Below are 25,048 nucleotides of genomic sequence, written 5' to 3'. Positions count from 1 at the left end.
GTGTTAAAGTCGGTAACTTAACAGTATGATGGTAGTCTTTATAGTATAATCTAAAAACCTCTTTAACATGAAAAATTTAATTCTATCAGCAGCTTTAGTTACTAGTTTTGCTTTATCAGCTACTACCACCCCATCAAATTTCGAAAATGAAATTACGCCAATTTTATCAAGTGTAAAGTATACTACCGAAGTAAGTACTTTTTGCAAATTAATTATTGAAGGAAATTTAGATGCTGTTCAAAGTATGATCAAAGCCGGCACAGATGTAAACCAAAAGTCAAAAGGAATGACACCACTTATGTATGCAGCAAGATATAATAAAGTAGAGATAGTAAAACTATTAATTGCTAATGGAGCTAAACTAAAAGCTAAGTCAGATAAAGGCTATAATGCTCTAAAGTATGCCAAAATTTCTAAAGCTCATGATACCTATAAAGTGATTTCTGAAGCTATGGAAGCCAAAAAGAAGAAAAGAAAAGCATAGTCATCTTTAAAAAAAGCGGGAATAAAAATTCCCGCTTTTTTTAATTCTTGAATTTGTTATTGTAGTCTACAATACTTTGCTTAACAATCTTTATGGCAATTTCCTTATCTTGAAATTCTTCAACTACTACTGTTTTGTTTTCCAATTTTTTATAGTCTTCAAAGAAATTCTTCAATTCTCTAAAGAAATGACGAGGTAACTCATTAACATCGTCAATATGGTTTACACTCATATCATTAGCAGCAACAGCAATAATCTTATCATCTTTTTCACCTCCGTCTAACATGCGCATTACTCCAATTACTTTAGAATCTACAAGGCACATCGGTACAATTTCCTGTTGCGATAGTACAACAATGTCTAAAGGATCATCATCTTCACAGTAGGTTTGGGGTATAAAACCATAATTGGCTGGGTAATACATAGAAGAGTACAGCACCCTATCTAATTTAAGTAAACCACTTTCTTTATCTAATTCATACTTTGCCCTTGTATTTTTAGGAATTTCTATAATACCAGTTACAGTTTCAGGAGCATTTTCACCAACACTTACGTGGTGCCATGGATTCATCATACGATACGATCTAAGTTTCTAGAAAGCCACAAAGTTAAACAGAATATAGAAAACCGCTAACAATAAAGCAATAGAAACAATAAAAACTATTCTTTCTTTCTTGTTTTCTTTTTGAATGCGATCACGAATAGTCCTTAGTTGTTTTGGAGTTGCTTTTTTAAGGATTTTTCCTTCTTTATATTTAATATTCTTAAATTCTTTTAAACGATCAAAAGTTTTTGTTCTTAAACGCTTATTGTTTTTTAGAGAAGTAATCATCCCCTGTATAGATCCTGCACCTGACATAATAGTTGATTTTTTGGTTAATGAATACTTTCAAGTATTTATGCGATACTTGTATCATATTAGTACCAAAAACCTTAAAAATGTTACAGATTGGAAGTATTAACTGCCTTTGCGATATTTTTGAATAGCCTCCTTTATTTTTTCTATTCTATTTTCAGGATCAGGGTGGGTACTTTGAAATTCAGGAACTCTATTTGGCCCTGCAGCTTCTTTTAATATCTTCATAACTCCAACGAGTTCTTCGGGTTGATAACCAGCATCTATCATAAATTTTACGCCAAGGTCATCACTTTCTAGTTCGTCTTCACGACCGTATTTCATATTGACTACATTCGCGATCATGGCAGCCATCTGACCAGTACCATCACCACCACCTACCAAAACACCTGAGATGATACCTTGAGTAAGTCCTTGTTTAGCCATACGTTCTGCCGAATGACGACCAACCACATGCCCAACTTCATGACCCAACACTCCAGCAAGTTGATCCTCATTTTTTAGTTTAGAAAAAAGAGCATAAGTAATAAATATTTGACCTCCAGGCAAAGCAAATGCATTAATGGTTTGTGGATCTCGCAATAAGTGAAAATCATATTTATAAGGGGTTTCACGGGCAATACTGTTATTTACCAGTTTCTGTCCAACTTGGTCTACAAGATCCTGAGCGCGCTGATCTGGATATAAACCACCATGTTGCTGCGCCATTTGTGGTGCACTTTGCAAACCTATAGCAATTTCATCATCAGCAGACAAAGAAATACTCTGTTTTTTACCGGTATATGGGTTTGTTTGCCTATTAGAATAGTACTTAAAAAGAGTAAATATAACAATACCTGCCCCAATCAATAGTCGAATACTAAGCCCACCTCTTCTCATAATTAAAATACTTTGGTTGGGTATAAATATACAAATATTTTAACGCGAATTTTATGCTTTTACCTCTTCATAAAAGAAGACATCGTTTAAATATTTGTATTTTTACAAATAGATATTTTAAGATATTATGGCATTTGATACTATAGAATCTAATGAAATTTTAAACAAACTACCGTATTATTTAAGGCAGTATATAAAACCTCAAAATTATGAGGATTATTCTGCCATAGATCAAGCAGTTTGGAGGTATGCTATGCGCAAAAATGTAGATTACCTCAGTGCGGTAGCACATGAATCATATGTTGAAGGGTTGAAGCAAACGGGTATTTCTATTGACCATATTCCGAATATGTATGGCATGAACCGTATCTTAAAAGAAATAGGATGGGCCGCGGTGGCTGTTGATGGATTCATTCCGCCAAATGCTTTTATGGAGTTTCAAGCCTATAACGTGCTGGTAATAGCTTCTGATATTCGCCAACTAGAGCATATAGAATATACTCCGGCTCCTGACATTATTCATGAAGGGGCAGGTCATGCTCCTATTATTGCAAATCCTGAGTATGCAGAATATTTAAGGCGTTTTGGCGAAGTTGGATGCAAAGCAATTTCATCTGCTAAAGATTATGAGTTATATGAAGCGGTACGACATTTATCAATAATAAAAGAAGCTCCAGGTACACCAAAGAATGAAATTAAGAAAGCCGAACAAAAAGTTGAAGAGTTACAACAAAATATGGGCGACCCTAGTGAGATGGCGCTCATAAGAAACTTGCACTGGTGGACTGTAGAGTATGGTTTGATCGGCACACTTGAAACCCCGAAAATATATGGAGCCGGTTTGTTATCTTCAATTGGAGAAAGCGCGTGGTGTATGACTGATGAAGTGAAGAAACTACCGTATTCTCTTCAGGCAGCTTTTCAAAATTTTGATATTACCAAACCTCAGCCCCAATTGTTTGTTACACCAGATTTTGCGCATCTGAGCTTGGTTTTAGAAGAATTTGCAAATACTATGGCATTACGGACCGGAGGTTTGACAGGTGTTAATAAACTAATTAACTCAAAAGCTTTAGGAACTATTGAGTTAAGTACTGGGTTACAGGTTTCAGGTATTTTCACGAAGGTTATAGAACACAAAGGAGAACCTGTATATATTCAAAGTAATGGTCAAACTGCATTGGCTTATAGAGATAAAGAATTAGTAGGGCATGGTATTGAGTATCATGCTGATGGATTTGGCTCCCCAATAGGTAAATTAAAAGGAATTAATCTTGCTATTGAAGATATGAGTCCTAGAGATTTGCGAGCTTATGATATATACGAAAATGAAAAAGTAACACTTGAGTTTGAAGGTGGTGTAAAAGTATCAGGAACTATTATTACCGGTAAAAGAAATTTACAAGGCAAGATCATACTTATCAGTTTTAAAGACTGTACCGTAACGTTTAAAAATGAGATTCTTTTTCAGCCAGAATGGGGAATTTATGACATGGCTATAGGAAAAGAAGTTATCTCTGCCCATGCTGGGGTTGCTGATATTCATAGCTTTGATTTAGTTACGCATGTTCCATCTTCTCAAACTATTCAGGTTGAAAAATCAGAAAAACAATTGCAATTAGAAATTTTTTATGAGCAAGTACGAGATTACAGAGAAGGTAAAAACCGGACTATATCTAGAACTAAAGTATTAGAACAGTTGATTGAAAAGTATCCAGAAGATTGGTTGTTGCCAGTTGAGCTCTATGAACTAGCTTTTAAAGGTGGTGAGAAAAGTTTGTGTCAACAAATATTAGCCCACCTAGAGGCTGTAAAACTAGAACGACCAGAAGTGGGCCATTTAATAGATGATGGTATTAATATTATTGAAAAAGAACTGGTGACTGACTAAATTACAACTTGATTTCTTGCACATTTTCAATGATGTTTTCATTGTAGGAAAGTGTCCAGCTCATAGATTTTGTAAGTATATAAAATTTGGAAAGTTCACTTAATAATTGCCGCTTGGCATTTTTAGTAAGGTCAGAAGCCTTAATTTTTTCGTCTAACGATTTTTCGACAGTTTCTTTTATGCTATTATAATCTTCAGCTTTAAAAGGATTGAAAAAATCTTGCTGTATGTCATAATACTCTATTTCAGGATATATATTAAGTTCTTCTTTTGGAATGCTCTTTATATGTAAAACCTTGTTCTCTTTATCAATTTCATATATAAGTTTACTTAAGTCATAGGCTACAGTTACTTTTGCATTGACCACTACCAATGCCTTCTTATTGGCGGTAAAATAATCACCAAAAAGATTTCTAGATTTTTTATAATCAAAAACTTGGCTAAAATGCCCTTCTGTAACGATCAATTTACCTACCTTCTTTACTTCTTCTTGAATGAGTTCAGATTGCTCTTTTATGATAGCAGAATTCGAATCTTTGGTGAAGGTCTTATAAGTGAGAATTACTAGCAAGAGTATAATAATACCGATAAGAATCTTGCGCATCTATTGGTACTGTTTAAGTTTTTCTTTTGTAAAATCAGATAGTGCTAAACGACCTGATATAGCAGCACGTTCTTCCAGTAATTCATCCCAGTGATCCGTTCCTTTCCAAAAGATCTTTTTCATTTCTCTAAGAGCCTCCGGATTATAAGCGGTCAAATTTTCGGCGAAAGTATTTAAAGCGTAGTCTAGAGATTCAATAGAATCATGTACTTGCGCATACATGCCTTTGTTTTTAGCCCAATCAGTAGAGAAGAAATTTGTAGCCTCTAATGTCATTTGAGAAAGTGCATTGAATCCAATTTTTCTTTCTACCGCAGGCTCAATAACAAAAGGTCCTATGCCTATAGTTAATTCACTGAGTTTAATTGAGGCATATTTTGTTGCAAAACAATAATCAGTAGCGCATGCTAGACCCACACCGCCGCCCACGGCCTTACCTTGTATACGTCCAAGTATAATTTTTGAACATTTCCGCATAGCATTGATAACGTTGGCAAAACCTGCAAAGAATTGTTTTCCTTTTACTATAGTATCAATAGCCACTAATTCACTGAAACTCGCACCTGCACAAAAGGTTCTGTCACCACCACTTTTGAGGATAATGATTTTTATTTCATTATTCTTATCAGCTTCTTCAATAACTTCTTTTAAATCAGTTAATAAATCACTAGGCAATGAATTATGTGCAGGATGAAAGAACTCTATAGTTCCAATATCTTTATTTACCGATAGTTGAACATAAGGTTGTTCCATATATTATTCCACTTGACTCACTCGTAATGTATTTACCATCCCTTTTTCATGAACGGGCATAGATGTAAGGTTGATGACAAAATCACCTTGCTCTGCATAGCCTTTTTTAACAGCTATCTTGTTAATATCTTCTACTGTATCGTCTGTACTTACAATTTTATCATAATACAATGCTTTCACACCCCAAAGTAAATTAAGCATGGCAAGTATACGTCTATTGGAAGAAAAGGCTAATATATGTGTCTTAGGCCTCCATGCAGATATTTGGAAAGCGGTGTAACCACTATTGGTTAATGTAGAAATAACGGTTGCTCCAATATCATCAGCCATCAAAGCGGCTTGGTGACATATCTTTTTAGATATAAATCGGTCATTTACACTTTGAATTGAAGAACCAGGTTTTATAATTAACGGAGAATCTTCTACATTTTCAATTATATTTCGCATTTTCTGAATAACTTCAACTGGGTACGCTCCTACTGAGGTTTCACCAGAAAGCATAACAGCATCTGCACCATCCATAATGGAATTAGCAACATCATTTACTTCTGCTCTGGTTGGTACCTGATTGGTAATCATGGTTTCCATCATTTGTGTAGCAATAATCACCGGTATTCTGGCTTTTTTGGCTTGGAGCACTAGTTTTTTCTGAATTAAAGGAACTTTTTCCATATCAATTTCAACACCAAGGTCACCGCGTGCTACCATCAATCCGTCACAATATGCAGTAATTTTTCGAATATTAGCTACAGCTTCAGGCTTTTCAATTTTGGCAATAATTGGTATTTTATAGTCAGAATGTTCTTTAATAAGGTCTTGTAACATTACAAGGTCATCCGTATTACGAACAAATGATAATGCTATCCAATCTACCTGTAGTTTAACTGCAAAAATTGCATCTTGAACATCCTTTTCAGTCAAAGCGGGAAGCGAAATAGCTGTATTAGGTAAATTAACTCCTTTTTTAGACTTTAATTTTCCACCTCTTAATACTTTGGTGGTTACATCTTTTTTACCATCTGTGTCAAGTACTTCAAATAGCAATTTACCATCATCTACTAAAATATTTTCTCCTTTCTTTACATCATTAGGAAAGTTTTGATACGTCATATAAGCTTTTTCCTTAGTACCTTCGCATTCTTCAGTGGTAAAAGTAAATGTGTCACCTTTTTTTAATTTCACACCTTCCTGCATCACTCCAACACGTAATTTGGGTCCCTGTAAATCAGCTAATATGGCTACATTATATCCTTTACGCTTATTAATTTCACGTATCTGTCTTACTTTTTCTTCAACATTATCGTATCGAGCATGAGAAAAATTTATCCTAAATACATTTACACCCGTAGTCATCATGTCTTCCATGATCTTTGGATCATCACATGCAGGACCTAAAGTGGCTACGATCTTGGTTTTTTTACGATTTCGCATATTTAAAAAATTAAGAAATCTTTCGATTTTAAAGTTAGTGGATTTATTTGATATGAGGTTATCACATTGTTGATTGTATTGATTGTAGTTATGATTTCATAAAGGTTTTTTTTATGAATATCTCCTTCTATTTTTAGAAAATAATCAAGTTGTTTTTTTTCTCGAATCAAAACAGATGTTTTATACTCCTTTTTAAATAAAATACCTTCATTCTTATTAGAATCTACCTCAGAAATACTTTTGTTTGCAATGAGCGACCAATTTGAAAATGTAGAGTCACATTGATACGCAAATAATGGATAAGTAATATTGTCAGGTTCAAAGTCCAAATCATATTTCTCACGTTTTAAACTTATATTCAGAACGTTGTTTAAGTAAAATACAAGCCGACAGTCTTCTAAAGTAGTATGAATGCCAATAAGTTTATAGTCATGTTCATCTTCAAGCTCTAGGGTGAGTATTTTAGACATTCAGAGAAAGTTTATGCTAAAATACATATACTTTTAAGAAGTAGGCTCCATGAATTGCGAAAACGTTATCGCTATATTACTTAGGTGAGAGAAATTTTATCTTGTAGTTTGTAGTAAGCTCTTTTTGAAGCTATTTCTTCGGCTTTTTTCTTTGAAGTTGCTCTGCCCTTAGATAAATTATCATCATCAATTGAAAGACGAACACTAAAGTGTTTTAAAGAATCATTCCCGGTATCTTCATATACTTCATACCGTATCTTCTTTTTTTGCTTCTGGCACCATTCAATCAAAAGACTTTTATAACTGGTAATCTTGCCTTCAAGTCTTTCAATATCTACGTAGGGTTCAATAACTACCCTATAAATAAATCGCTCACATTGGTTATAACCCTTGTCTAAGAAAACAGCGCCTATTAGGGCTTCAAAAATGTTTCCATGAATATTGTCTCCAAAATTTTCTTTAGGCACATTACTTTTTACAAATTTAATCAAACCAAGATCAAGGCCAATTTCATTTAAATGTTCTCTACTTACAATTTTAGAGCGCATTTGCGTTAAATAACCTTCGGTTCCTAAAGGAATTTTTTTGAAAAGATAATGAGCAATAACAGAGCTTAAAACGGCATCTCCTAAAAACTCTAAACGCTCATAATTGAGTGGTTTACCATTTGATGACGTCTTTTTTAAAGAACTGTGTGTAAATGCCTTTTTATAATGTCTTAATTTAGAGGGTTTAAAACGAATAACTTTTGAAATTTCAGCAAAAAAAATCTCGTCTTTTTTAGAACGAGATGGTATTATTTTTTTGAATAAATTCATTAATGATTCTTACTCCTCAAGCTTTTTAAACAACACACAGGCATTGTGCCCCCCAAATCCAAAGGTATTACTCATAGCTACTTTTACATCTCTTTGCTGAGCTTTATTTAGAGTTAAATTTAGACTAGGGTCTATATTTTCATCTACTGTTGTGTGGTTGATTGTTGGAGGTACTATACCATTTTCAATAGCTAAAATAGAAGAAATTGCCTCTATAGCACCGGCAGCTCCCAATAGGTGACCAGTCATTGATTTGGTAGAGTTAATATTGATGTTTTTTGCATGGTCGCCAAAAACTTCTTTTATGGCTTTTAATTCTGCCACATCACCCAAGGGAGTAGAAGTACCATGTGTATTAATATGATCTATTTCTTCAGCTTTAATACCTGCATTTTGTATGCAGTTACGCATTACTGCTATAACGCCAATTCCTTCAGGGTGTGGAGCCGTCATGTGATGTGCATCAGATGACAAACCGCCACCTATGACTTCTGCATAAATTTTAGCGCCTCTGGCTTTAGCATGTTCATACTCTTCAAGTATAATTGCTCCTGCACCTTCACCTAAAACAAATCCATCTCTGGTAGCATCAAATGGTCTTGAAGCAGTTTCGGGGCTTTCATTTCTAGTAGATAAGGCATGCATGGCATTAAATCCACCCATTCCTGCAATAGTAACGGCGGCCTCACTACCTCCTGTTACAATCACATCACAATGTCCTAAACGAATATAGTTGAGCGCATCTATCATGGCATTTGCTGAGGATGCACAAGCAGAAACTGTTGTATAGTTTGGTCCCATAAATCCATGCTTAATAGAAATATTGCCAGGGGCAATATCAGCAATCATTTTTGGAATAAAAAAAGGGTTGAAACGCGGAGTTCCATCACCTTTAGCAAAGTTTAATACTTCGTCTTGAAATGTTTCAAGGCCCCCTATACCGGCACCCCAAACAACCCCTACACGAAGTTTATCTATGGTATCTAAATCTAAACGAGCATCTTTAATAGCTTCATCAGACGAAACCATAGCATATTGCGTGAACTTATCCATTTTACGCGCATCTTTCCTGTCAAGAAAATCAGTAGCGTTGAAATTTTTCAATTCACAAGCGAAACGAGTCTTGAATTTTTCAGTATCAAAATAGGTAATTGGAGCGGCACCACTTTTGCCACTAACAAGCCCATCCCAATATTCAGAAAGTGTATTTCCTATAGGTGTTAGAGCACCTAGACCGGTAACTACAACTCGTTTTAATTCCATTTAAATTTGAGTTAGTGATTGAGAGATAAAAACTACGAGCATGTCACTAAAGTGATGCTCGTAGTTTAATAAGTTATCGTTTGATTACTTTTTTGCTTCTTCAATATAGCTTATTGCCTGACCAACAGTTCCAATATTTTCTGCTTGGTCATCAGGGATTTGAATATCAAATTCTTTTTCAAATTCCATGATTAACTCAACAGTATCTAAAGAATCTGCTCCTAAATCGTTCGTAAAGTTAGCTTCGTTTGTTACTTCATTTTCGTCAACGCCTAACTTATCTACGATAATGGCCTTTACTCTTGATGCAATGTCTGACATAATTTTTTAATTTAAATTTAAAATCGGGGCAAAAATAAAAAACTTTAGATTAAATTAGGATTTGGCCCGTAAAATATGAGCCCTAATTTAACAAAATTTGTTTAAAATTTAGTTTTTACCTCATTCTATTTGTTAATAATAATTCTTTTTTTTGTCATAACAATCTTTTAGTGCCTCATGATTCGAATTGCCATTTTTGCTTCTGGTTCTGGTACCAATGCCGAGAACATTATAAAGTATTTTAACCATAGCACTAAAGTTGCTGTTACTCAAGTGCTTACTAACAATCAGCATGCCAAAGTAATTGAAAGGTCTAAATGCTTGAATGTAAACACGTTAGTATTTAGTAGAAAAGACTTTATGTCAGAAAATACTGTGCTAAATCTATTAAAAAAAGAAGCTGATTTTATTGTTTTAGCTGGTTTTTTATGGCGTGTTCCGCAAAAGATTGTAAATGCTTTTCCACAAAAGATTGTAAATGTTCACCCAGCTCTGTTGCCAAAGTATGGAGGAAAAGGGATGTATGGTATGAATGTTCACAAAGCAGTTGTTGAGAATAACGAAAAAGAAAGCGGTATAACTATTCACTTTGTGAATGAACAATATGATGAAGGTGCTATTATTTTTCAGCAATCTGTCAAGTTGGATAAAGGTGATACTCCAGAGAATGTAGCGGTTAAAATTCACGAACTTGAATACAAGTATTTTCCAAAAGTTATAGAAGAGGTAATTCATAACGAATTTTCAATAAATGGTTAAGAAACAGAAATACTATGTGGTTTGGAAAGGTCACAAAACGGGAGTTTTTGATTCTTGGGAGGCTTGTAAGAAGCAAGTAACAGGCTTTGAAGGCGCTCAATACAAAGCTTTTACAGATAAGACGGAGGCCAAAAACGCATTCAAGAAAAAGTATAGCGACTACAAAGGAAAAAACACGAAGAAGAAAACTCTTACCAAAGCAGAAAAAGCAAAATATGGAGCACCTATTTCAAAGAGTTTGTCAGTTGATGCGGCCTGTAGCGGAAACCCTGGAATTCTGGAGTATAGAGGCGTTTTAACCGATTCTAAGAAGCAAGTTTTTATTCAAGGACCTTTTAAAAACGGCACAAATAATATTGGTGAGTTTTTAGCTTTGGTGCATGGTATTTCAATGCTAAAAAGTAAGAAACTGTATGATTATCCTATTTATTCAGATTCTAAAATTGCAATTTCTTGGGTTAAAAAAAAGCAATGCAGAACCAATATCTTATTCAATGAAGAAAACAAAAGGCTAACAAACCTTATTAAAAGAGCAGAGAAGTGGTTACAAGAAAACTCGTATAAAAATCCCATTTTGAAATGGGAAACTAAAGCATGGGGTGAAATTCCTGCAGATTTTGGTAGAAAATAACATTAATCTTCTTTCACAGAACAGTCAATCAACCTTTCATTTTCTTTGTTGTAAAAAGTAAGTTCATTTTCAATAATTTTATAAGAAGTGGCTTGATTCAAACATGCAAAAAAAGCTTTTTCCGTTTTCATTTCAGTGCACATACGTTTGGTAGCCATAGTAAGACCAAAAGAAATATTTTCACCATCTAAGGTATACGATGTGCTGTAGTTATTACAAGCCGATGACCCCGATAACGTTTTCTTTTCAGTATCAAAATTCATAGTCATATTAGAACTTAGATCACCTATATCATTAATAAAACTTACTTTCCATTCTCCTGAAAGATCTGACACTTGGTTTGCTTTTTTAGGCATGGCTTCTTGATAGATAAGTTCGGTCATTTTGTACTTTATAGTTGAACCATCTGCAGGAGGATTTTTAATCTTGCTAATATTCACTATCATTTTGTAGGTAAACCCTTTTTTATATTCAAAACCTTCAATATTGTCGTAGAATAATGTCCAATCATCTTCCTTATTTTCTTTTATCTGCATACATTTTTGCTTGCCTACACCTTCACAATCTACCAATTCAGGTCCTACATAAATGGTTTTGGTTTCATTGCACGATGTTATGCATAGTGCTAATAATAGTATCATAAATATTCTCATAATGTATAGTTTAGGAAAGCATGCTTTTGGCTTTTTTAACCGCTTCAGCTAATTTAACAATTTCTTCTTTGGTGTTATAAAAAGCAAAGGATGCGCGAACTGTACCAGGTATTTTATAGAAATCCATGATTGGTTGTGCGCAGTGGTGTCCTGTACGGACGGCAATTCCAAATTTATCTACTATAGAGCCAATATCATAAGGGTGAATACCTTCAATGTTAAATGAGATCACTGAAGTCTTGTTTGATGAAGTACCGTAAATTTTCAACCCTTCTATTTCAAGGAGCTTTTTGGTACCAAAATCAAGCAACTCTTTTTCATAACCTGCTATATTATCGAATCCTATTTTATTTAAATAATCTATGGCTACCCCAAATGCTATACCTCCTGAAATATTAGGGGTACCTGCTTCAAATTTATGCGGAAGATCGGCATAGGTAGTTTTTTCAAAGGTTACTTCTTTGATCATTTCTCCTCCACCTTGATAAGGAGGTAATTTATTAAGCCATGCTTCTTTTCCATATAAAATACCAACGCCAGTGGGTCCGCACATTTTATGAGCTGAGACCACATAAAAATCTACATCTAGTGCCTGTATATCAGGCTTTACATGTGGGCAGGCCTGTGCGCCATCAATTAAAACAGCAGCTCCAACTTTGTGCGCCATTTTTATAATCTCTTTAATGGGATTTATCGTTCCTAAGGCATTTGAGATATGATTAACAAAAACAAGCTTGGTTTTTTCTGACAGTAATGTTTCAAAAGTATCCATCTCGAGTTCGCCATCTTCATTCATAGGGATTACTCTGAGTATAGCACTTGTCTTTTCGCATAACATCTGCCAAGGCACAATATTAGAATGATGTTCTAACGCTGAAACAATAACTTCATCGTCTTTTTTGAGTATTTCTGAAAATCCACTGGCAACAATGTTTATAGCATGTGTAGTGCCAGAAGTAAATATGATTTCATGAGTTTTTTCAGCATTGAAATGCGCTTGAATTTTTTGTCTAGCCGCCTCATAGGCATCAGTAGCTTCTTGACTCAACGCATGAACCCCACGATGAATATTGGCATTGTAGTTTGAATAGTAATCTACTATGGAGTCAATCACCACTTTAGGTGTTTGCGAAGTAGCGGCATTATCAAAATAAACCAATGGTTTCCCGTTTACTTCACGATTTAAAATGGGAAAATCTTTTCTGATTTTTTGTACGTCAAACATGTTTCAAAATTTACACCCCTAAGGTCCCCTCAAGGGGACATAATTCACGCATCTATGTATATTCCCTTTTTGAGTAGGGATTAAGGGAGGTGTTAAAACACAAACTTACAAAACAAAGTCAGATTTAAACCTATTCAGCTATATTTGTTTTTGATTGAATTATAGTTTTAAATAATGCGCAAGAAAGTTATAAGATTTGTTTTGTTATTGGCAGCTTTGATGATCATTTATGCGGTTTATAGTCAGTATCCTCGTTTAAATATTTTGGCAGGTTACTCTGCCAAGAATATGAGTTCTTCTGTATTTCTTGCAGGGAGGAGTTTTGAATTTACTGATACACATGATAATGATTTTACGCCTGTGAATTTGGCAAGTGATGAAGTGCTAGCGTCAGAAAAAGCAACTACTGCTTCTGTATATGGCTTGCTCACTAGAAAGGCAATTTATAGAGATGGCTTAGGAAGCGTTTTGGTACCCAAAGGTTATGATAAAGAAATTCCTAAGATAGCTCCCAAGCGAAATAAGGTGAAAAGTAATTTGCCATTTCCATACGGGGATCTACCTCAAAAGGATACCATTTTTCAAAATATTGACTATCAAGGATTAGATGCTGCTATTGTAAAAGCTTTTGATAGTATAAATAAAACAAGGGCTCTATTGGTAATACATCAAGATCAAATTATTGCTGAGGAATATGCTAAAGGGTTTGATAAGAACTCTAAACTGTTGGGTTGGTCAATGACCAAAAGTATTACAGGAACCATGTATGGTATATTGCAGCACCAGGGAAAATTAAATGTAAAGGATAGGGCGCCTATTGAACTTTGGAAAGATGATGAACGTTCTGAAATTACACTTCATAATTTATTGCAAATGAATAGTGGTTTAGAATGGATTGAAGATTATGACGCTATTTCTGATGTGACAAAAATGCTATTCTTAGCTGAAGATATGGGTGGCTTACAAGCGGATAAGGAGTTTGTGGGAAAGCCTAATGAAACATGGAACTATTCTTCAGGAACCACGAATTTGTTGTCTAAGTTATTAAGATCTTATTATGCTTCGCATCAGAAATATTTAGATGCCTGGTATAGCCAATTGATTGATAAAATTGGCATGCATTCTATGACTATAGAAGCAGACCTAGAAGGTAATTATGTAGGTTCTTCATATGGTTGGGCAACGCCAAGAGACTGGGCCAAATTCGGATTGTTGTATTTGCATAACGGTAATTGGAATGGGAAGCAAATTTTCGATAAGAACTGGGTAGACTATGCTACAACACCTACAAATTCGTCAGAAGGTAGATACGGTGCACAGATTTGGTTGAATCAAGGAGGTTATTACCCGGATGCTCCAAAAGAAGTTTTATCATTTAATGGTTATCAAGGGCAGCGAGTTTTTATTGTTCCTTCAAAAGATTTGGTAATTGTAAGAATGGGATTAAGCACTATGGATTTTAATGAGTTTTTAAAGGAAATATTAGCAACGATCAATTAATAATAAAAATCTATCAAAACTTAAAATCAATAGATTTTAATAATTTAAATTTGAACTGTAATAAATATCTTACAAGAGTTTTTACAAATTATTGGATATAATTCCTCCAATCGTTATTTAAAGTCTATTAGAAAGGCTTATTTTAAATATTTTGACTTTTTAAGCTACAAGTCAAAACCTAAGTCAACCCCAAGTTTTTTAGCAATCAGTTTGGTGATTCGTGCTTTTAATTCAGGTATTTTGATCTTCTCTAAAGCATCATTTGCGAAGGCATACAGCAATAATCCTCTTGCTTCTTTTTCCGGAATTCCACGTGTGCGCATATAGAATAAGGCGTCTTCATCAAGTTGCCCAATAGTACATCCATGTGAGCACTTAACATCATCTGCAAAAATTTCAAGCTGAGGTTTTGAATTGATGGTAGCGCCATCATCCATCAAAATATTATTGTTCTGCTGAAAAGCATTTATTTTTTGAGCTACTTTATCTACAATTACTTTTCCGTTAAAAACACCTGTAGATTTATCGGCATACATACCTTTATATAGTTCATGGCTTTCACAATTGGGAAATTTATGGTGCACCAAGGTGTGATTATCTACATGTTGTTTGTTGCCAACAATGGTAATTCCGTTAAGGTTTGAAGTACAATGCTCACCTTCCTGATAAAAATCTAAATTATTACGCGTTAAGTTGCCGCCAAAAGAAAACGTATTAACCGAAGCAATACTATTTTGCTGTTGTTTAACATACGTGTTATCAATTAGAGAAGCAGATCTTTCATCATTCTGAATCTTATAATAATCAACAATAGCACGTTTATTAGCAAAGATTTCTGTTACCGAATTGGTCAGTACTACATTCTCACTTAAACTTTGATGACGCTCTATGATTTGCACATGAGAATTTTCACCTACCACAACCAAATTACGAGGTTGTAGTAATACATTCGCTTCACTACCTGTAGAGAAATGTACAATCTGAATAGGTTTTGGAAGTACTGTATTTTTTGGGATATGAATATAAGCACCTTCTTTGGCAAAAGCCGTATTCAATGAGGCGATGCTGTCTTTATCAGAAGCAATTGTATTAAAATAGTGGTCAATAACCATTTTATATTTAGGCTTTTTTAATGCTGCTGAAAGTAAACAGATATCATAACCATCATGCGTAGTTTCGGATAAAAAAGAACTATATACACCGTCTATAAATACAATTTTATAGGACTCTATTTCATGTAAAAAGTAGGTCTTTACATCAGCATAAGCTAGTGCTTTTTCAGATTCTGGAAAGACATTGTAATCATGTTTCAAGACTGATTTTAAAGATGTGTATTTCCACTCTTCATTCTTACGTGTTGGAAAGCCATTTTCTTCAAAATGTGTAAATGCTTCTGAACGTATATCATGAATATCACTATCCGTATCAATACTCACTTTATTCTCAAAAGCTAAGAAAGAAGCTACTAGTTTTTCTTTTAAGTCCATAGTGCTTATTTAACCCAATCGTATCCTTTTTCTTCAAGTTCTAACGCCAATTCCTTACCGCCAGATTTTACAATTTTCCCATCATGTAGCACATGCACATAATCAGGAATAATATACTCTAATAGTCTTTGGTAGTGCGTAATAACAATAACAGCATTATCTTCACTCTTTAACTTATTTACACCATTAGCTACTACCTTTAAGGCATCAATGTCTAGCCCAGAATCTGTTTCATCTAGAATTGCCAATTTAGGCTCTAACATAGCCATTTGAAAGATCTCATTACGCTTCTTCTCACCGCCCGAAAAACCTTCATTTAAAGAACGCGATAAGAACTTACGGTCAATTTCTAACATTTCTGCAGTTTCACGTATTTTTTTCAACATATCCTTGGCAGGAAGTTCTTCTTGACCATTTGCTTTACGGGTTTCATTAATAGCAGTTTTAATAAAATTTGTTACCGTAACACCAGGGATTTCAACAGGGTACTGAAAAGACATAAAAACACCTTTATGTGCTCTTTCATCGGGAGCTAAATCTTCAATATCCTCACCTTCCAGAAGAATTTTTCCATCAGTAACTTCATAATCTTCTCGCCCTGCAATGACGGAAGACAAGGTACTTTTACCAGAACCATTAGGTCCCATAATGGCGTGTATTTCACCAGGGTTAACATTCAAGTTTATCCCTTTAAGAATGTTTTTATCTTCTATACTTGCGTGTAAGTTTTTTATTTCTAGCATGGTAAACTACCAGTTTTAGTTTTTTAATATTTCTTTTAATCGGTTAAAATCTTTTGGAGAATGTTGAATAAAAACATGAGCATTTTTTTGCTTAGCAAATGCCTCAAAATTTTCCATGCTCTTTAGGGTCTGCTCAACATTATAGTTAAACACAGGAACACCTTTATTTTCTCTATTTTCTTCAAAATGATACAAATCACCAGTCAATAAAATGGGTTGCTCAATTCCTAAATCAACAAATAATACTTGGTGCCCAATAGTATGACCCGGCATAGATTTTATAACCACCGTACCATCACCAAATACATCATGATCGCCATTTAACTTCTTGACTTTCGTCAATTCTTTAATTGAATTATAAGTGTTTGCATCTTTAATTTTAGCAGAATCATTTGTTATGAAATTATACTCATTTTCTTGCACTAACCAAGTTGAGTTCTTTAATGCATTGGCATGACCGGTATGGTCAAAATGAGAATGAGAAAGCGCTAAATAATCAATGCTGTCGATTGTCATTTTGATGCTTTTTAATTGGTTTTTTAACGAATCCTTTCTAGAAACTGTAAAAGCACCACTGGGATCAGTAAAAGGTTCTTGACCTACTAAATTTTCGGGTAACCCTGCATCCCACATTAGATTTCCTTTTGGGTGAGAGATCACATAAAAGGCATCGGCAAATTGTTTAGATTGACCAGTATAAGCAGTATCCTGAGAAAATATCTCCAATTTATTAGCATTCACTGTGCCTCCGTCAAACACATACAGTTTCACCCTAGGTTTTTCCTTTTCATCTTCATTTTTAGAGTCTTTATAACCTTTTTTAAAATCTTTACAAGAAGTTAGGGCGCATAACCCAAGAACTAATATTACTAATTTTCTCATTTTTATAGTTTATCCCACAGAACCTTCAAGGCTTATTTCTAACAATTTTTGCGCTTCAACGGCAAATTCCATCGGTAATTTGTTCAAAACTTCTTTGCTAAATCCATTTACAATTAAGGCAATAGCTTTATCGGTATCTATACCGCGTTGATTACAGTAGAACAATTGATCTTCACCTATTTTTGAAGTGGTAGCCTCATGCTCTATCTGGGCAGATTTATTTTTTGCTTCTATATATGGAAAAGTGTGAGCACCACACTCATTGCCCATTAACAAAGAGTCACATTGTGAAAAATTTCTGGCATTTTCAGCGCGCTGATTTATTTGAACCAATCCGCGATATGAATTTTGTGACTTACCAGCAGAAATACCTTTGGAAATAATTGTAGATTTAGTATTCTTACCAAGATGAATCATTTTGGTACCTGTATCTGCTTGTTGAAAGTTATTGGTGACAGCTATTGAGTAAAATTCACCAATAGAATTGTTTCCTTTTAAAATACAGCTAGGGTATTTCCATGTAATGGCCGATCCAGTTTCAACTTGTGTCCAAGAAATTTTAGCCTTGGTCTCACATAATCCACGCTTAGTAACAAAGTTGAAGACACCGCCTTTTCCTTCTTTATCACCAGGAAACCAATTCTGTACTGTAGAATATTTTATTTCAGCATCATCCAAAGCAATCAACTCTACAACTGCTGCATGAAGCTGATTCTCATCACGTTGTGGCGCTGTACATCCTTCAAGATAACTTACATAACTGCTCTCATCAGCAATCACTAATGTACGTTCAAATTGCCCTGTGCCACCTTCATTAATACGGAAATATGTAGATAATTCCATTGGGCATTTTACTCCTTTAGGTATATAGCAAAAAGAGCCATCACTAAAGACTGCGCTATTAAGTGCGGCATAGAAATTATCGGTTTTAGGAACTACAGTGCCTATATATTTTTTGACGAGCTCAGGATGTTCTTGAATTGCTTCTGAAATAGGGCAGAAAATAATGCCTTTTTCAGCAAGAGTTTCTTTAAAAGTAGTTGCAACAGATACGGAATCCATTACAATATCAACAGCCACTCCTGAAAGACGTTTTTGTTCTTCTAAAGAGATACCTAATTTTTCAAAAGTCTTCAATAATTCAGGATCGACTTGGTCTAAACTCTCTAATTCAGGTTTTTTCTTAGGTGCAGAGTAATAAGAAATATTTTGAAAATCTGGCTTTTGATAGGTAACATTGGCCCACTCAGGCTCTTCTAATTGCTGCCAAATTCTAAATGCATCTAAACGCCATTCTGTCATCCATTCAGGCTCATTTTTCTTTTCAGAAATGGCACGAACAATATCCTCGTTTAATCCTACAGGAAATTTATCGGCCTCAATATCAGTATAAAAGCCATACTCGTACTCTTTGGTTTCGAGTTCTTTCTTTAAATCATCCTCGGTATACTTACTCATTCAATTTTTAAATTTAAAGTGCAAAACTCTCACCGCAACCACAGGTTCTATTGGCATTTGGGTTATTAAACACAAAACCTTTTCCGTTAAGGCCACCAGAATATTCTAAAGTAGTGCCTACTAAGTATAAAAAGCTCTTTTTGTCTACAATGATTTTGATGTTATTGTCCTCAAAAACTTTATCTGTATCTGCCTTAGTTTTATCAAAGTCTAATTCATATGATAAACCCGAACAACCTCCGCTTTTAACACCTACACGAACAAAGTCAGTACTAGCATCAAAACCATCTTCTTTCATCAACTCCACTACCTTATTTTTTGCAGCCTCTGATACTTGAATCATAATCTTTAATTAATCTAAATAGAGCTTGCAAAGTTACATTAAATGATCTTATAAATAAAATAGTAAAAATTGATAGTAGCATAGGTAAATGTTTATATTTGTAACGAGCTTTAATTCCTAGTTATCAGCTTAATAATTCAAGTTTTAGATTTGTTGAACTGAAAGTTATCAACAATTTTATTGGGTTATTAACACTATGTTAACAATTTGATTTTCGGAATTTATATTTGCTTTTACTATAAGGGATAAAATGGGCTTTCAAATAGGAGTGTTTGCCTTATCATAGTGTTAACTAAATTTAATGAAAAAGAATTTTACCCTTTTTAAAAGTTGATCTTAAAGTAAACCCCTGCAAGACTGTTAAATTTTACAGTAGTGTTGGGAGTTTTTTTTATGTAGTTGTTTTAATAAAAACACATGTGACTTTTGTTGCTAAATAGGGTCTAACGCATTAATAGATGTATGATATAAAAATACGCAACAAACCAAATATACTGACTTTGAGAAAATACCTTAGTAGGATAGGCGTCCTCACTATATTTTTGTTTTTGCTATTTACCAATAGTATAATAGCACAGATCAGTAATACTACCCGTAATTATTCAGAACGTACGGCAATAAATCTTGTTGGTAATTTTGAAGCAATTGGTAATACCAATATGCAATGTTCTGGATGTCCAGGAGGGACATTATCAAATAACCCGTCGGCAAATATGGTCTATGTAGATATAGATTCGGATGGGTCAACACAAAATTCAAGTAGTTCCTTATTAACTATACCAGCGGGTGCCACAGTTGAGTGGGCAGGTCTTTATTGGGGAGGAATGTATAATTCTTCTTTCGGAGGTATAACAAATCCAACAGGCATGAACAATGACCAGGTATTACTTATGGAACCTGGCGCTACTGGATATACTACTATTAATGCGACAACTAGAAATTTAGAGACTACAACATTTGGAGGTTGGAACACTTTCATGGCGTTTGCCGAGATAACTTCAACAGTTCAATCAGCAGGATCAGGTAATTATTTTGTTGCGGACATAAATTTAGCAACCGGGAGTGCATTTACTGGCCCTCACGGAGGTTGGGTACTAGTAGTCATTTATAGTGATCCGTCGGAGCAAAGTAGAAGAATTAATGTTTGGGATGGCTTTCAGTTCTTTGGTTTTGGGGGGACAGATTCATTTAACGTTACTGGTATTTTAACACCTTCGCTTGGTGCATTTCAAACTAAAATAGCCTATTATGGTATGGATGGTGAATCTTCGGGTTCATTTGTGGGCGATTTTATAAATATTAATGGAAGCCCTCTAACGAATGCCTTAAACCCTACGAATGATGTATTTAATGGTACGAATTCGGTATTTGGAGCTAATAATGCAAATAGAAACCCCAATATAACTCCTTATAATTGGGGTTATGACCTTGATATATTTAATGCCGCGGGATACGTTCCTAATTCAGCCACCTCAGTTGCGGTGCAATTAGGTAGTGCTAATGAAGGTGTTTGGGGTGGTCTATTTGTAATTTCAAATGAAATTGTATTACCTACTGTTTCCAAATCATTTTCAAATCCTGATGTCACAAGAATTGGGGATGTTTCTACTGTTACGCTAACTATAAACAATCCAAATAGAGGAATCTCTATGACAGGAGCTTCCATTACAGATAATTTACCGGCAGGCGTTGTAATTGCACCAACCCCTAATGCTTCTATTTCATGCGGTGGTACTGTAACTGCCGTTGCCGGTTCAGGTACATTTACCGCAAGTGGTATGAATATACCTGTAAATACAACTTGTACAATTACTTTTGATGTAGTTGGTACTGAATTGGGAGTTTTTTCGAATACTGTAGATAATTCGGTATTTAGTAATAATGAAGGTGTTGATCTTCAGAATTCAGCAACTGCTATTTTAAATGTTGGTGAAGATACCGATGGAGACGGTACCATTGATGTTCTTGATTTAGATGACGATAATGACGGTATTACAGATACTCAAGAATTATGTGGAACAAACCCATTACCTGCTTCTGGGGGTACTTCTACAATATCTGTTGTGATTAATCTTGATCAATGGGAAAATGAAACTTCATGGGAGCTTAGAGATCCTTCATCTACTATCATTGCAAGTGGTGGTCCATATCTAGGTACCGATGAAATTGTTCCTACGTCACCAAATACGATAGTCTCAACTTCCGGTAACTACACATTTAACATTTTTGATTCTTTTGGAGATGGTATGCAAGGACCAGCAGGTGGATCTGATAGTGATAGTATGGCAGGCTATGTCATTTCGGTTGATGGAACGCCTGTAGTTACATCCGCAAATTATCCGAGTTTTAGTGGAGGAGGAGGAACTTTTGAAACGCATACGTTTACGGTTACAATACCACCATCTAATCCTTTTTCATGTACAACCTCTGACCCGAGTAATGATGACGATGGAGATGGCCTTTTTAACTATGAAGATCCGGATTTTTGTACACTTAATGCTAATGGAGTCTGTACCAATTTAGATACGGATGGAGATGGTGTTATTAATAGCTTAGACCTGGATTCAGATAACGATGGTATTTATGATATAATTGAAGGCGGAGCTATTAATGTTTCTGGCGTTAACGATGCTGATGATGACGGAATTATTGATGGGATTACATCTTCTAATGTAGGTACAAATGGAGTATTTGACACGGTAGAGACTGTGACAGATAATGGAATATTAAATTATACAGTTACCAATACTGATGGTTTAGATACAAGAGACTTTTTAGATTTAGATTCTGATAATGATGGTTGTAATGATGTTGATGAAGCAGGATATACGGATGACAATGTTGATGGCGTTTTAGGCCCGCTATCTGTAACTGTAGACAGTAATGGGTTAGTTACTAGTGGTTCAGATGGGTATACAGATCCATTGGATGGTGATTCTAATGGTACTTTAGATTTTCAAGAAGTAGGTTCAGGTAATGCCATATCTATAAATCCGGAAAATCAAATTGTCTTAGAAGGAGCTAATACTAGTTATAGTGTTACGGCCACAGGTACAAATATCTCTTATCAATGGCAAGTGAGTACAGATGGAGGTTCAAATTATACTGATTTAGCTAATGGAGGAGTATATTCTGGAGTTACAACGGCTACACTTAATATTACAGGAGCAACGGCTTCATTAGATGGCAACTTATATCAATTAGTTGTTAGTAATAGCGCATATATATGTAGTGTGGTGATTTCTTCATCCGCTAGTCTTGCCGTAGTTTCGGGTAATGATAATGATAATGATGGTATTATAGATGTAAATGATCTAGATGATGATAACGACGGTATTTTGGATACCGATGAATGTGAATTTACACCATTTGGCACAACAGGATTTATTACTTCAGGTACATTTAATACTACGGGGGGTGCTGGCGGACCAATACTATTAAATAGTGTTACTGTTGGCGCTACAACATATTCAGAATTTATATTTCCAGATGCATATACTTCTAATTTTGCTTCGCAAGGTATGACTGCTAGTGATGCTGAAAATTTGCAACATGGAAATTCTCTAGGAGACTATGTAACTACACCTGATTGGAATAATGAAATTTTACAGGCATTTCAATCTAATGATATCAACTGGATGCAAGATCTTAATGGTGCTGGACTTTCAGGTACCACTGCCTATTGGGAACTGCATTACAATACACCAATTTATGTCAATGGAGAAAGCATTATTTGGCTTTCTGAAAGACATATAAACAATGGTTATATACTAGAAGCTTATGATATAAATGGAAGTTTAATTGGAACTCAAACGGTAGCTGTATCCGATTTAATAGCTTCTGGAATTCAAGCAAATTCTGCTCCAGCTACTACAGGAGAGTTGGGAATAGCTTTACTACCACTTGATCAGCTAGCTCCGTTAGGATCAAATGTAGCTTCTATTAGAATATATGATAATGCTGGAAGTAATGATGCCGGTGATGGAAAATTAATAATTATAGGTTCTGACCCAAGTAGCTTTACAATTTGTAATACAGATACGGATGGCGACGGCACCATCAATATATTTGATACTGACGCTGATGGTGATGGATGTGATGATGTCATTGAAGCTGGCTTTACTGATCAAAATGTCGATGGTATTTTAGGTGAACTGCCAACTGTTGTTGATAGTGATGGTCTTGTAACAGATACTGCAGTGGTTGATGGATATACAACTCCTGCAGATAATGATGGTAATGGTACTCCTGACTTTTTAGAATTGGGCACCATTCCAACAATTGATGTTGGGGGTCAACCCACAGATACAGTAATTTGTGCTGGCGATAGCGGAAGTTTTTCAGTAAGTGCTTCAGGTGATAATCTTACATATCAATGGCAAATAGATACTGGTAGTGGCTTTACCGATTTATCGAATGGAGGTATTTATTCTGGAGTAAACTTAGCTACGTTGAATATTTCTCCTTCGTCTGAAGCTTTAAATGAAAATGAATATCGTGTAATTGTCACAAACAGTTCATTTGCCTGCGGAGAAGTTATTTCTGCCAGTGCTGAGTTAACCGTGCCTGATGTTTCAATGGTAGCGGTTGGGAGTAATCCTGCAACCTGTGGAGGCACAGATGGAGAAATAACATTAAGCGGTTTAACTGCCGGTTTGATTTATACGATAAATTATCTGGATGATGGCACTCCGGTTGGACCAAATAATTTTACAGCAGATGGAAGTGGAGAAATTACCATTTCTGGATTGAATGCGGGTATTTATACAAATATTATAGCAACTTCAACAACTACTCCAACCTGTTCGGGTGCTGCTGTTTCGGCAACACTTTCAGATCCAACAAGCCCTTCAGTTAGTGCGGGAGCAGATGAAGAAATTTGCCAGGGAGAATCAGTTACACTTACAGCAACACCGTCAGGTGGTAGTGGAACCTATACATATTTATGGAGTACTGGAGCTACAACTCCAATTATAAATGTTTCACCATCAGGAGATCCGAACTTGAATACATCGGTAAATTATACAGTTACTATTACCGATACTACTACCAATTGTACTGCGACAGATACTGTGGTAGTTGCCGTTGAATCGAACCCCATAGCCGCAATTTCACAAGTTAATCCAACATGTGCAGAAGATAATGGATCAATAACTTTTACATTTCCAAATCATCCCAATAGAACTAATATTGAATTTAGTCTTGACAATCAGGCAAGTTATGAAACCGCTGTAGCTGATAATTCTGGTTCTGTAACTTATTCTAATCTGGCAGTTGGAACCTACAATGTATGGGCGCGATGGGGAAATAATGAATGCCCCGTTGATCTTGGTACAGTAACCTTAACAGATGTTCTTGGAGAACCTTCTCCACCAACAGTGTCTTCTCCAGTTACTTACTGTCAGAATGACACGGCTTCACAATTAACTGCAACGGGAACTAATCTATTATGGTATACCGTGCCAACGGGTGGTACAGGTAGCTCTACTGCGCCTACACCTAATACCTCAACAGTAGGAAGTACTTCATATTATGTTACTCAGACGAATGCTAATGGGTGTGAAAGCACAAGGGCAGAAATTGTTGTAAATATAACG

The 25,048-nt window shown here is 35.1% G+C and carries 23 protein-coding genes; 6 read left to right on the top strand and 17 right to left on the bottom strand.

Annotated features, from left to right (window positions below; genetic code table 11):
* The first annotated feature begins 67 nt into the window (after positions 1–67).
* Complete coding sequence (locus tag AC1EU5_RS00115) at positions 68–484, top strand: ankyrin repeat domain-containing protein (RefSeq protein WP_480190304.1); 417 nt, start codon at positions 68–70, stop codon at positions 482–484.
* Positions 485–524: 40 nt separating this feature from the next.
* On the opposite strand, the gene AC1EU5_RS00110 is transcribed toward AC1EU5_RS00115, so the two are convergent.
* The 3 genes from AC1EU5_RS00110 to AC1EU5_RS00100 form a co-directional block, all read right to left on the bottom strand.
* The gene (locus AC1EU5_RS00110) at positions 525–1,058 is read right to left on the bottom strand and encodes an inorganic diphosphatase (RefSeq protein ID WP_480190303.1); all 534 of its coding nucleotides are present in this window, start codon (positions 1,056–1,058) and stop codon (positions 525–527) included.
* Positions 1,059–1,076: 18 nt separating this feature from the next.
* The gene (locus AC1EU5_RS00105) at positions 1,077–1,343 is read right to left on the bottom strand and encodes a hypothetical protein (protein WP_480190302.1); all 267 of its coding nucleotides are present in this window, start codon (positions 1,341–1,343) and stop codon (positions 1,077–1,079) included.
* Positions 1,344–1,442: 99 nt separating this feature from the next.
* Positions 1,443–2,219 (bottom strand): M48 family metalloprotease, encoded by a 777-nt coding sequence (locus AC1EU5_RS00100; RefSeq protein ID WP_480190301.1) that lies wholly within the window; start codon positions 2,217–2,219, stop codon positions 1,443–1,445.
* Positions 2,220–2,346: 127 nt separating this feature from the next.
* Here AC1EU5_RS00100 and AC1EU5_RS00095 point away from each other — a divergent pair, with 127 nt between their 5' ends.
* Positions 2,347–4,110: an aromatic amino acid hydroxylase gene (locus tag AC1EU5_RS00095; RefSeq protein WP_480190300.1), complete on the top strand. Its 1,764-nt coding sequence runs from the start codon at positions 2,347–2,349 to the stop codon at positions 4,108–4,110.
* A gap of 1 nt (position 4,111) precedes the next feature.
* On the opposite strand, the gene AC1EU5_RS00090 is transcribed toward AC1EU5_RS00095, so the two are convergent.
* The 7 genes from AC1EU5_RS00090 to AC1EU5_RS00060 all read right to left on the bottom strand — a co-directional run bounded on the left by AC1EU5_RS00090 (position 4,112) and on the right by AC1EU5_RS00060 (position 9,770).
* Positions 4,112–4,714: a DUF4230 domain-containing protein gene (locus AC1EU5_RS00090; protein WP_480190299.1), complete on the bottom strand. Its 603-nt coding sequence runs from the start codon at positions 4,712–4,714 to the stop codon at positions 4,112–4,114.
* A complete protein-coding gene (locus AC1EU5_RS00085) occupies positions 4,715–5,467 on the bottom strand; it encodes an enoyl-CoA hydratase/isomerase family protein (RefSeq protein WP_480190298.1) in 753 nt (250 codons plus the stop codon).
* A gap of 3 nt (positions 5,468–5,470) precedes the next feature.
* On the bottom strand, positions 5,471–6,898 hold the full coding sequence (gene pyk / locus AC1EU5_RS00080; protein ID WP_480190297.1) for a pyruvate kinase: 1,428 nt from the start codon (positions 6,896–6,898) through the stop codon (positions 5,471–5,473).
* 2 nt (positions 6,899–6,900) lie between these two features.
* Positions 6,901–7,368 carry an IPExxxVDY family protein gene (locus AC1EU5_RS00075; protein WP_480190296.1) on the bottom strand — a complete coding sequence of 156 codons (468 nt, stop codon included), beginning with the start codon at positions 7,366–7,368 and terminating at the stop codon, positions 6,901–6,903.
* 80 nt (positions 7,369–7,448) lie between these two features.
* On the bottom strand, positions 7,449–8,186 hold the full coding sequence (gene rnc / locus AC1EU5_RS00070) for a ribonuclease III (RefSeq protein ID WP_480190295.1): 738 nt from the start codon (positions 8,184–8,186) through the stop codon (positions 7,449–7,451).
* A 9-nt stretch (positions 8,187–8,195) separates the two neighbouring features.
* Positions 8,196–9,449 carry a beta-ketoacyl-ACP synthase II gene (fabF, locus tag AC1EU5_RS00065; protein ID WP_480190294.1) on the bottom strand — a complete coding sequence of 418 codons (1,254 nt, stop codon included), beginning with the start codon at positions 9,447–9,449 and terminating at the stop codon, positions 8,196–8,198.
* Between the two features lie 84 nt (positions 9,450–9,533).
* Complete coding sequence (locus tag AC1EU5_RS00060) at positions 9,534–9,770, bottom strand: acyl carrier protein (protein ID WP_117883955.1); 237 nt, start codon at positions 9,768–9,770, stop codon at positions 9,534–9,536.
* Between the two features lie 177 nt (positions 9,771–9,947).
* Between AC1EU5_RS00060 and purN the strand changes: the two genes are divergently transcribed.
* Together purN and AC1EU5_RS00050 are read left to right on the top strand one after the other, a co-directional pair.
* The gene (gene purN, locus AC1EU5_RS00055) at positions 9,948–10,529 is read left to right on the top strand and encodes a phosphoribosylglycinamide formyltransferase (RefSeq protein WP_480190293.1); all 582 of its coding nucleotides are present in this window, start codon (positions 9,948–9,950) and stop codon (positions 10,527–10,529) included.
* Complete coding sequence (locus AC1EU5_RS00050) at positions 10,522–11,160, top strand: ribonuclease H1 domain-containing protein (protein ID WP_480190292.1); 639 nt, start codon at positions 10,522–10,524, stop codon at positions 11,158–11,160. Before purN ends, AC1EU5_RS00050 begins: the two co-directional genes overlap by 8 nt.
* A 2-nt stretch (positions 11,161–11,162) precedes the next feature.
* Here AC1EU5_RS00050 and AC1EU5_RS00045 read toward each other — a convergent pair whose 3' ends face one another.
* Both AC1EU5_RS00045 and AC1EU5_RS00040 read right to left on the bottom strand, forming a co-directional pair.
* Positions 11,163–11,813 carry a DUF4377 domain-containing protein gene (locus AC1EU5_RS00045; protein ID WP_480190291.1) on the bottom strand — a complete coding sequence of 217 codons (651 nt, stop codon included), beginning with the start codon at positions 11,811–11,813 and terminating at the stop codon, positions 11,163–11,165.
* Positions 11,814–11,823: 10 nt separating this feature from the next.
* Positions 11,824–13,038: an aminotransferase class V-fold PLP-dependent enzyme gene (locus AC1EU5_RS00040; protein ID WP_480190290.1), complete on the bottom strand. Its 1,215-nt coding sequence runs from the start codon at positions 13,036–13,038 to the stop codon at positions 11,824–11,826.
* Between the two features lie 174 nt (positions 13,039–13,212).
* Here AC1EU5_RS00040 and AC1EU5_RS00035 point away from each other — a divergent pair, with 174 nt between their 5' ends.
* Positions 13,213–14,538: a serine hydrolase domain-containing protein gene (locus tag AC1EU5_RS00035; protein WP_480190289.1), complete on the top strand. Its 1,326-nt coding sequence runs from the start codon at positions 13,213–13,215 to the stop codon at positions 14,536–14,538.
* A 164-nt stretch (positions 14,539–14,702) separates the two neighbouring features.
* Here the strand turns inward: AC1EU5_RS00035 and sufD are convergent, their stop codons facing one another.
* From sufD to AC1EU5_RS00010, 5 genes are read right to left on the bottom strand one after another with little or no spacing between them, the layout of a single operon-like run.
* Positions 14,703–16,025 carry a Fe-S cluster assembly protein SufD gene (gene sufD / locus AC1EU5_RS00030; protein ID WP_480190288.1) on the bottom strand — a complete coding sequence of 441 codons (1,323 nt, stop codon included), beginning with the start codon at positions 16,023–16,025 and terminating at the stop codon, positions 14,703–14,705.
* Between the two features lie 5 nt (positions 16,026–16,030).
* Positions 16,031–16,768 carry a Fe-S cluster assembly ATPase SufC gene (gene sufC / locus AC1EU5_RS00025; protein ID WP_480190287.1) on the bottom strand — a complete coding sequence of 246 codons (738 nt, stop codon included), beginning with the start codon at positions 16,766–16,768 and terminating at the stop codon, positions 16,031–16,033.
* A gap of 15 nt (positions 16,769–16,783) precedes the next feature.
* The gene (locus AC1EU5_RS00020) at positions 16,784–17,650 is read right to left on the bottom strand and encodes an N-acyl homoserine lactonase family protein (RefSeq protein WP_480190286.1); all 867 of its coding nucleotides are present in this window, start codon (positions 17,648–17,650) and stop codon (positions 16,784–16,786) included.
* Between the two features lie 9 nt (positions 17,651–17,659).
* Positions 17,660–19,108, bottom strand: a complete 1,449-nt coding sequence (gene sufB / locus AC1EU5_RS00015) for a Fe-S cluster assembly protein SufB (RefSeq protein WP_480190285.1) — start codon at positions 19,106–19,108, stop codon at positions 17,660–17,662.
* A gap of 13 nt (positions 19,109–19,121) precedes the next feature.
* Complete coding sequence (locus tag AC1EU5_RS00010; RefSeq protein WP_480190284.1) at positions 19,122–19,451, bottom strand: HesB/IscA family protein; 330 nt, start codon at positions 19,449–19,451, stop codon at positions 19,122–19,124.
* Between the two features lie 500 nt (positions 19,452–19,951).
* Between AC1EU5_RS00010 and AC1EU5_RS00005 the strand changes: the two genes are divergently transcribed.
* A partial coding sequence (locus AC1EU5_RS00005; protein ID WP_480190283.1) for a DUF7933 domain-containing protein occupies positions 19,952–25,048 on the top strand: 5,097 nt, incomplete at its 3' end.

The organism is Maritimimonas sp. 2405UD52-3 (assembly GCF_056591715.1).
The sequence above is the reverse complement of the archived record's forward strand: the minus strand, read 5'-3'. Positions and strand labels throughout refer to the sequence as shown.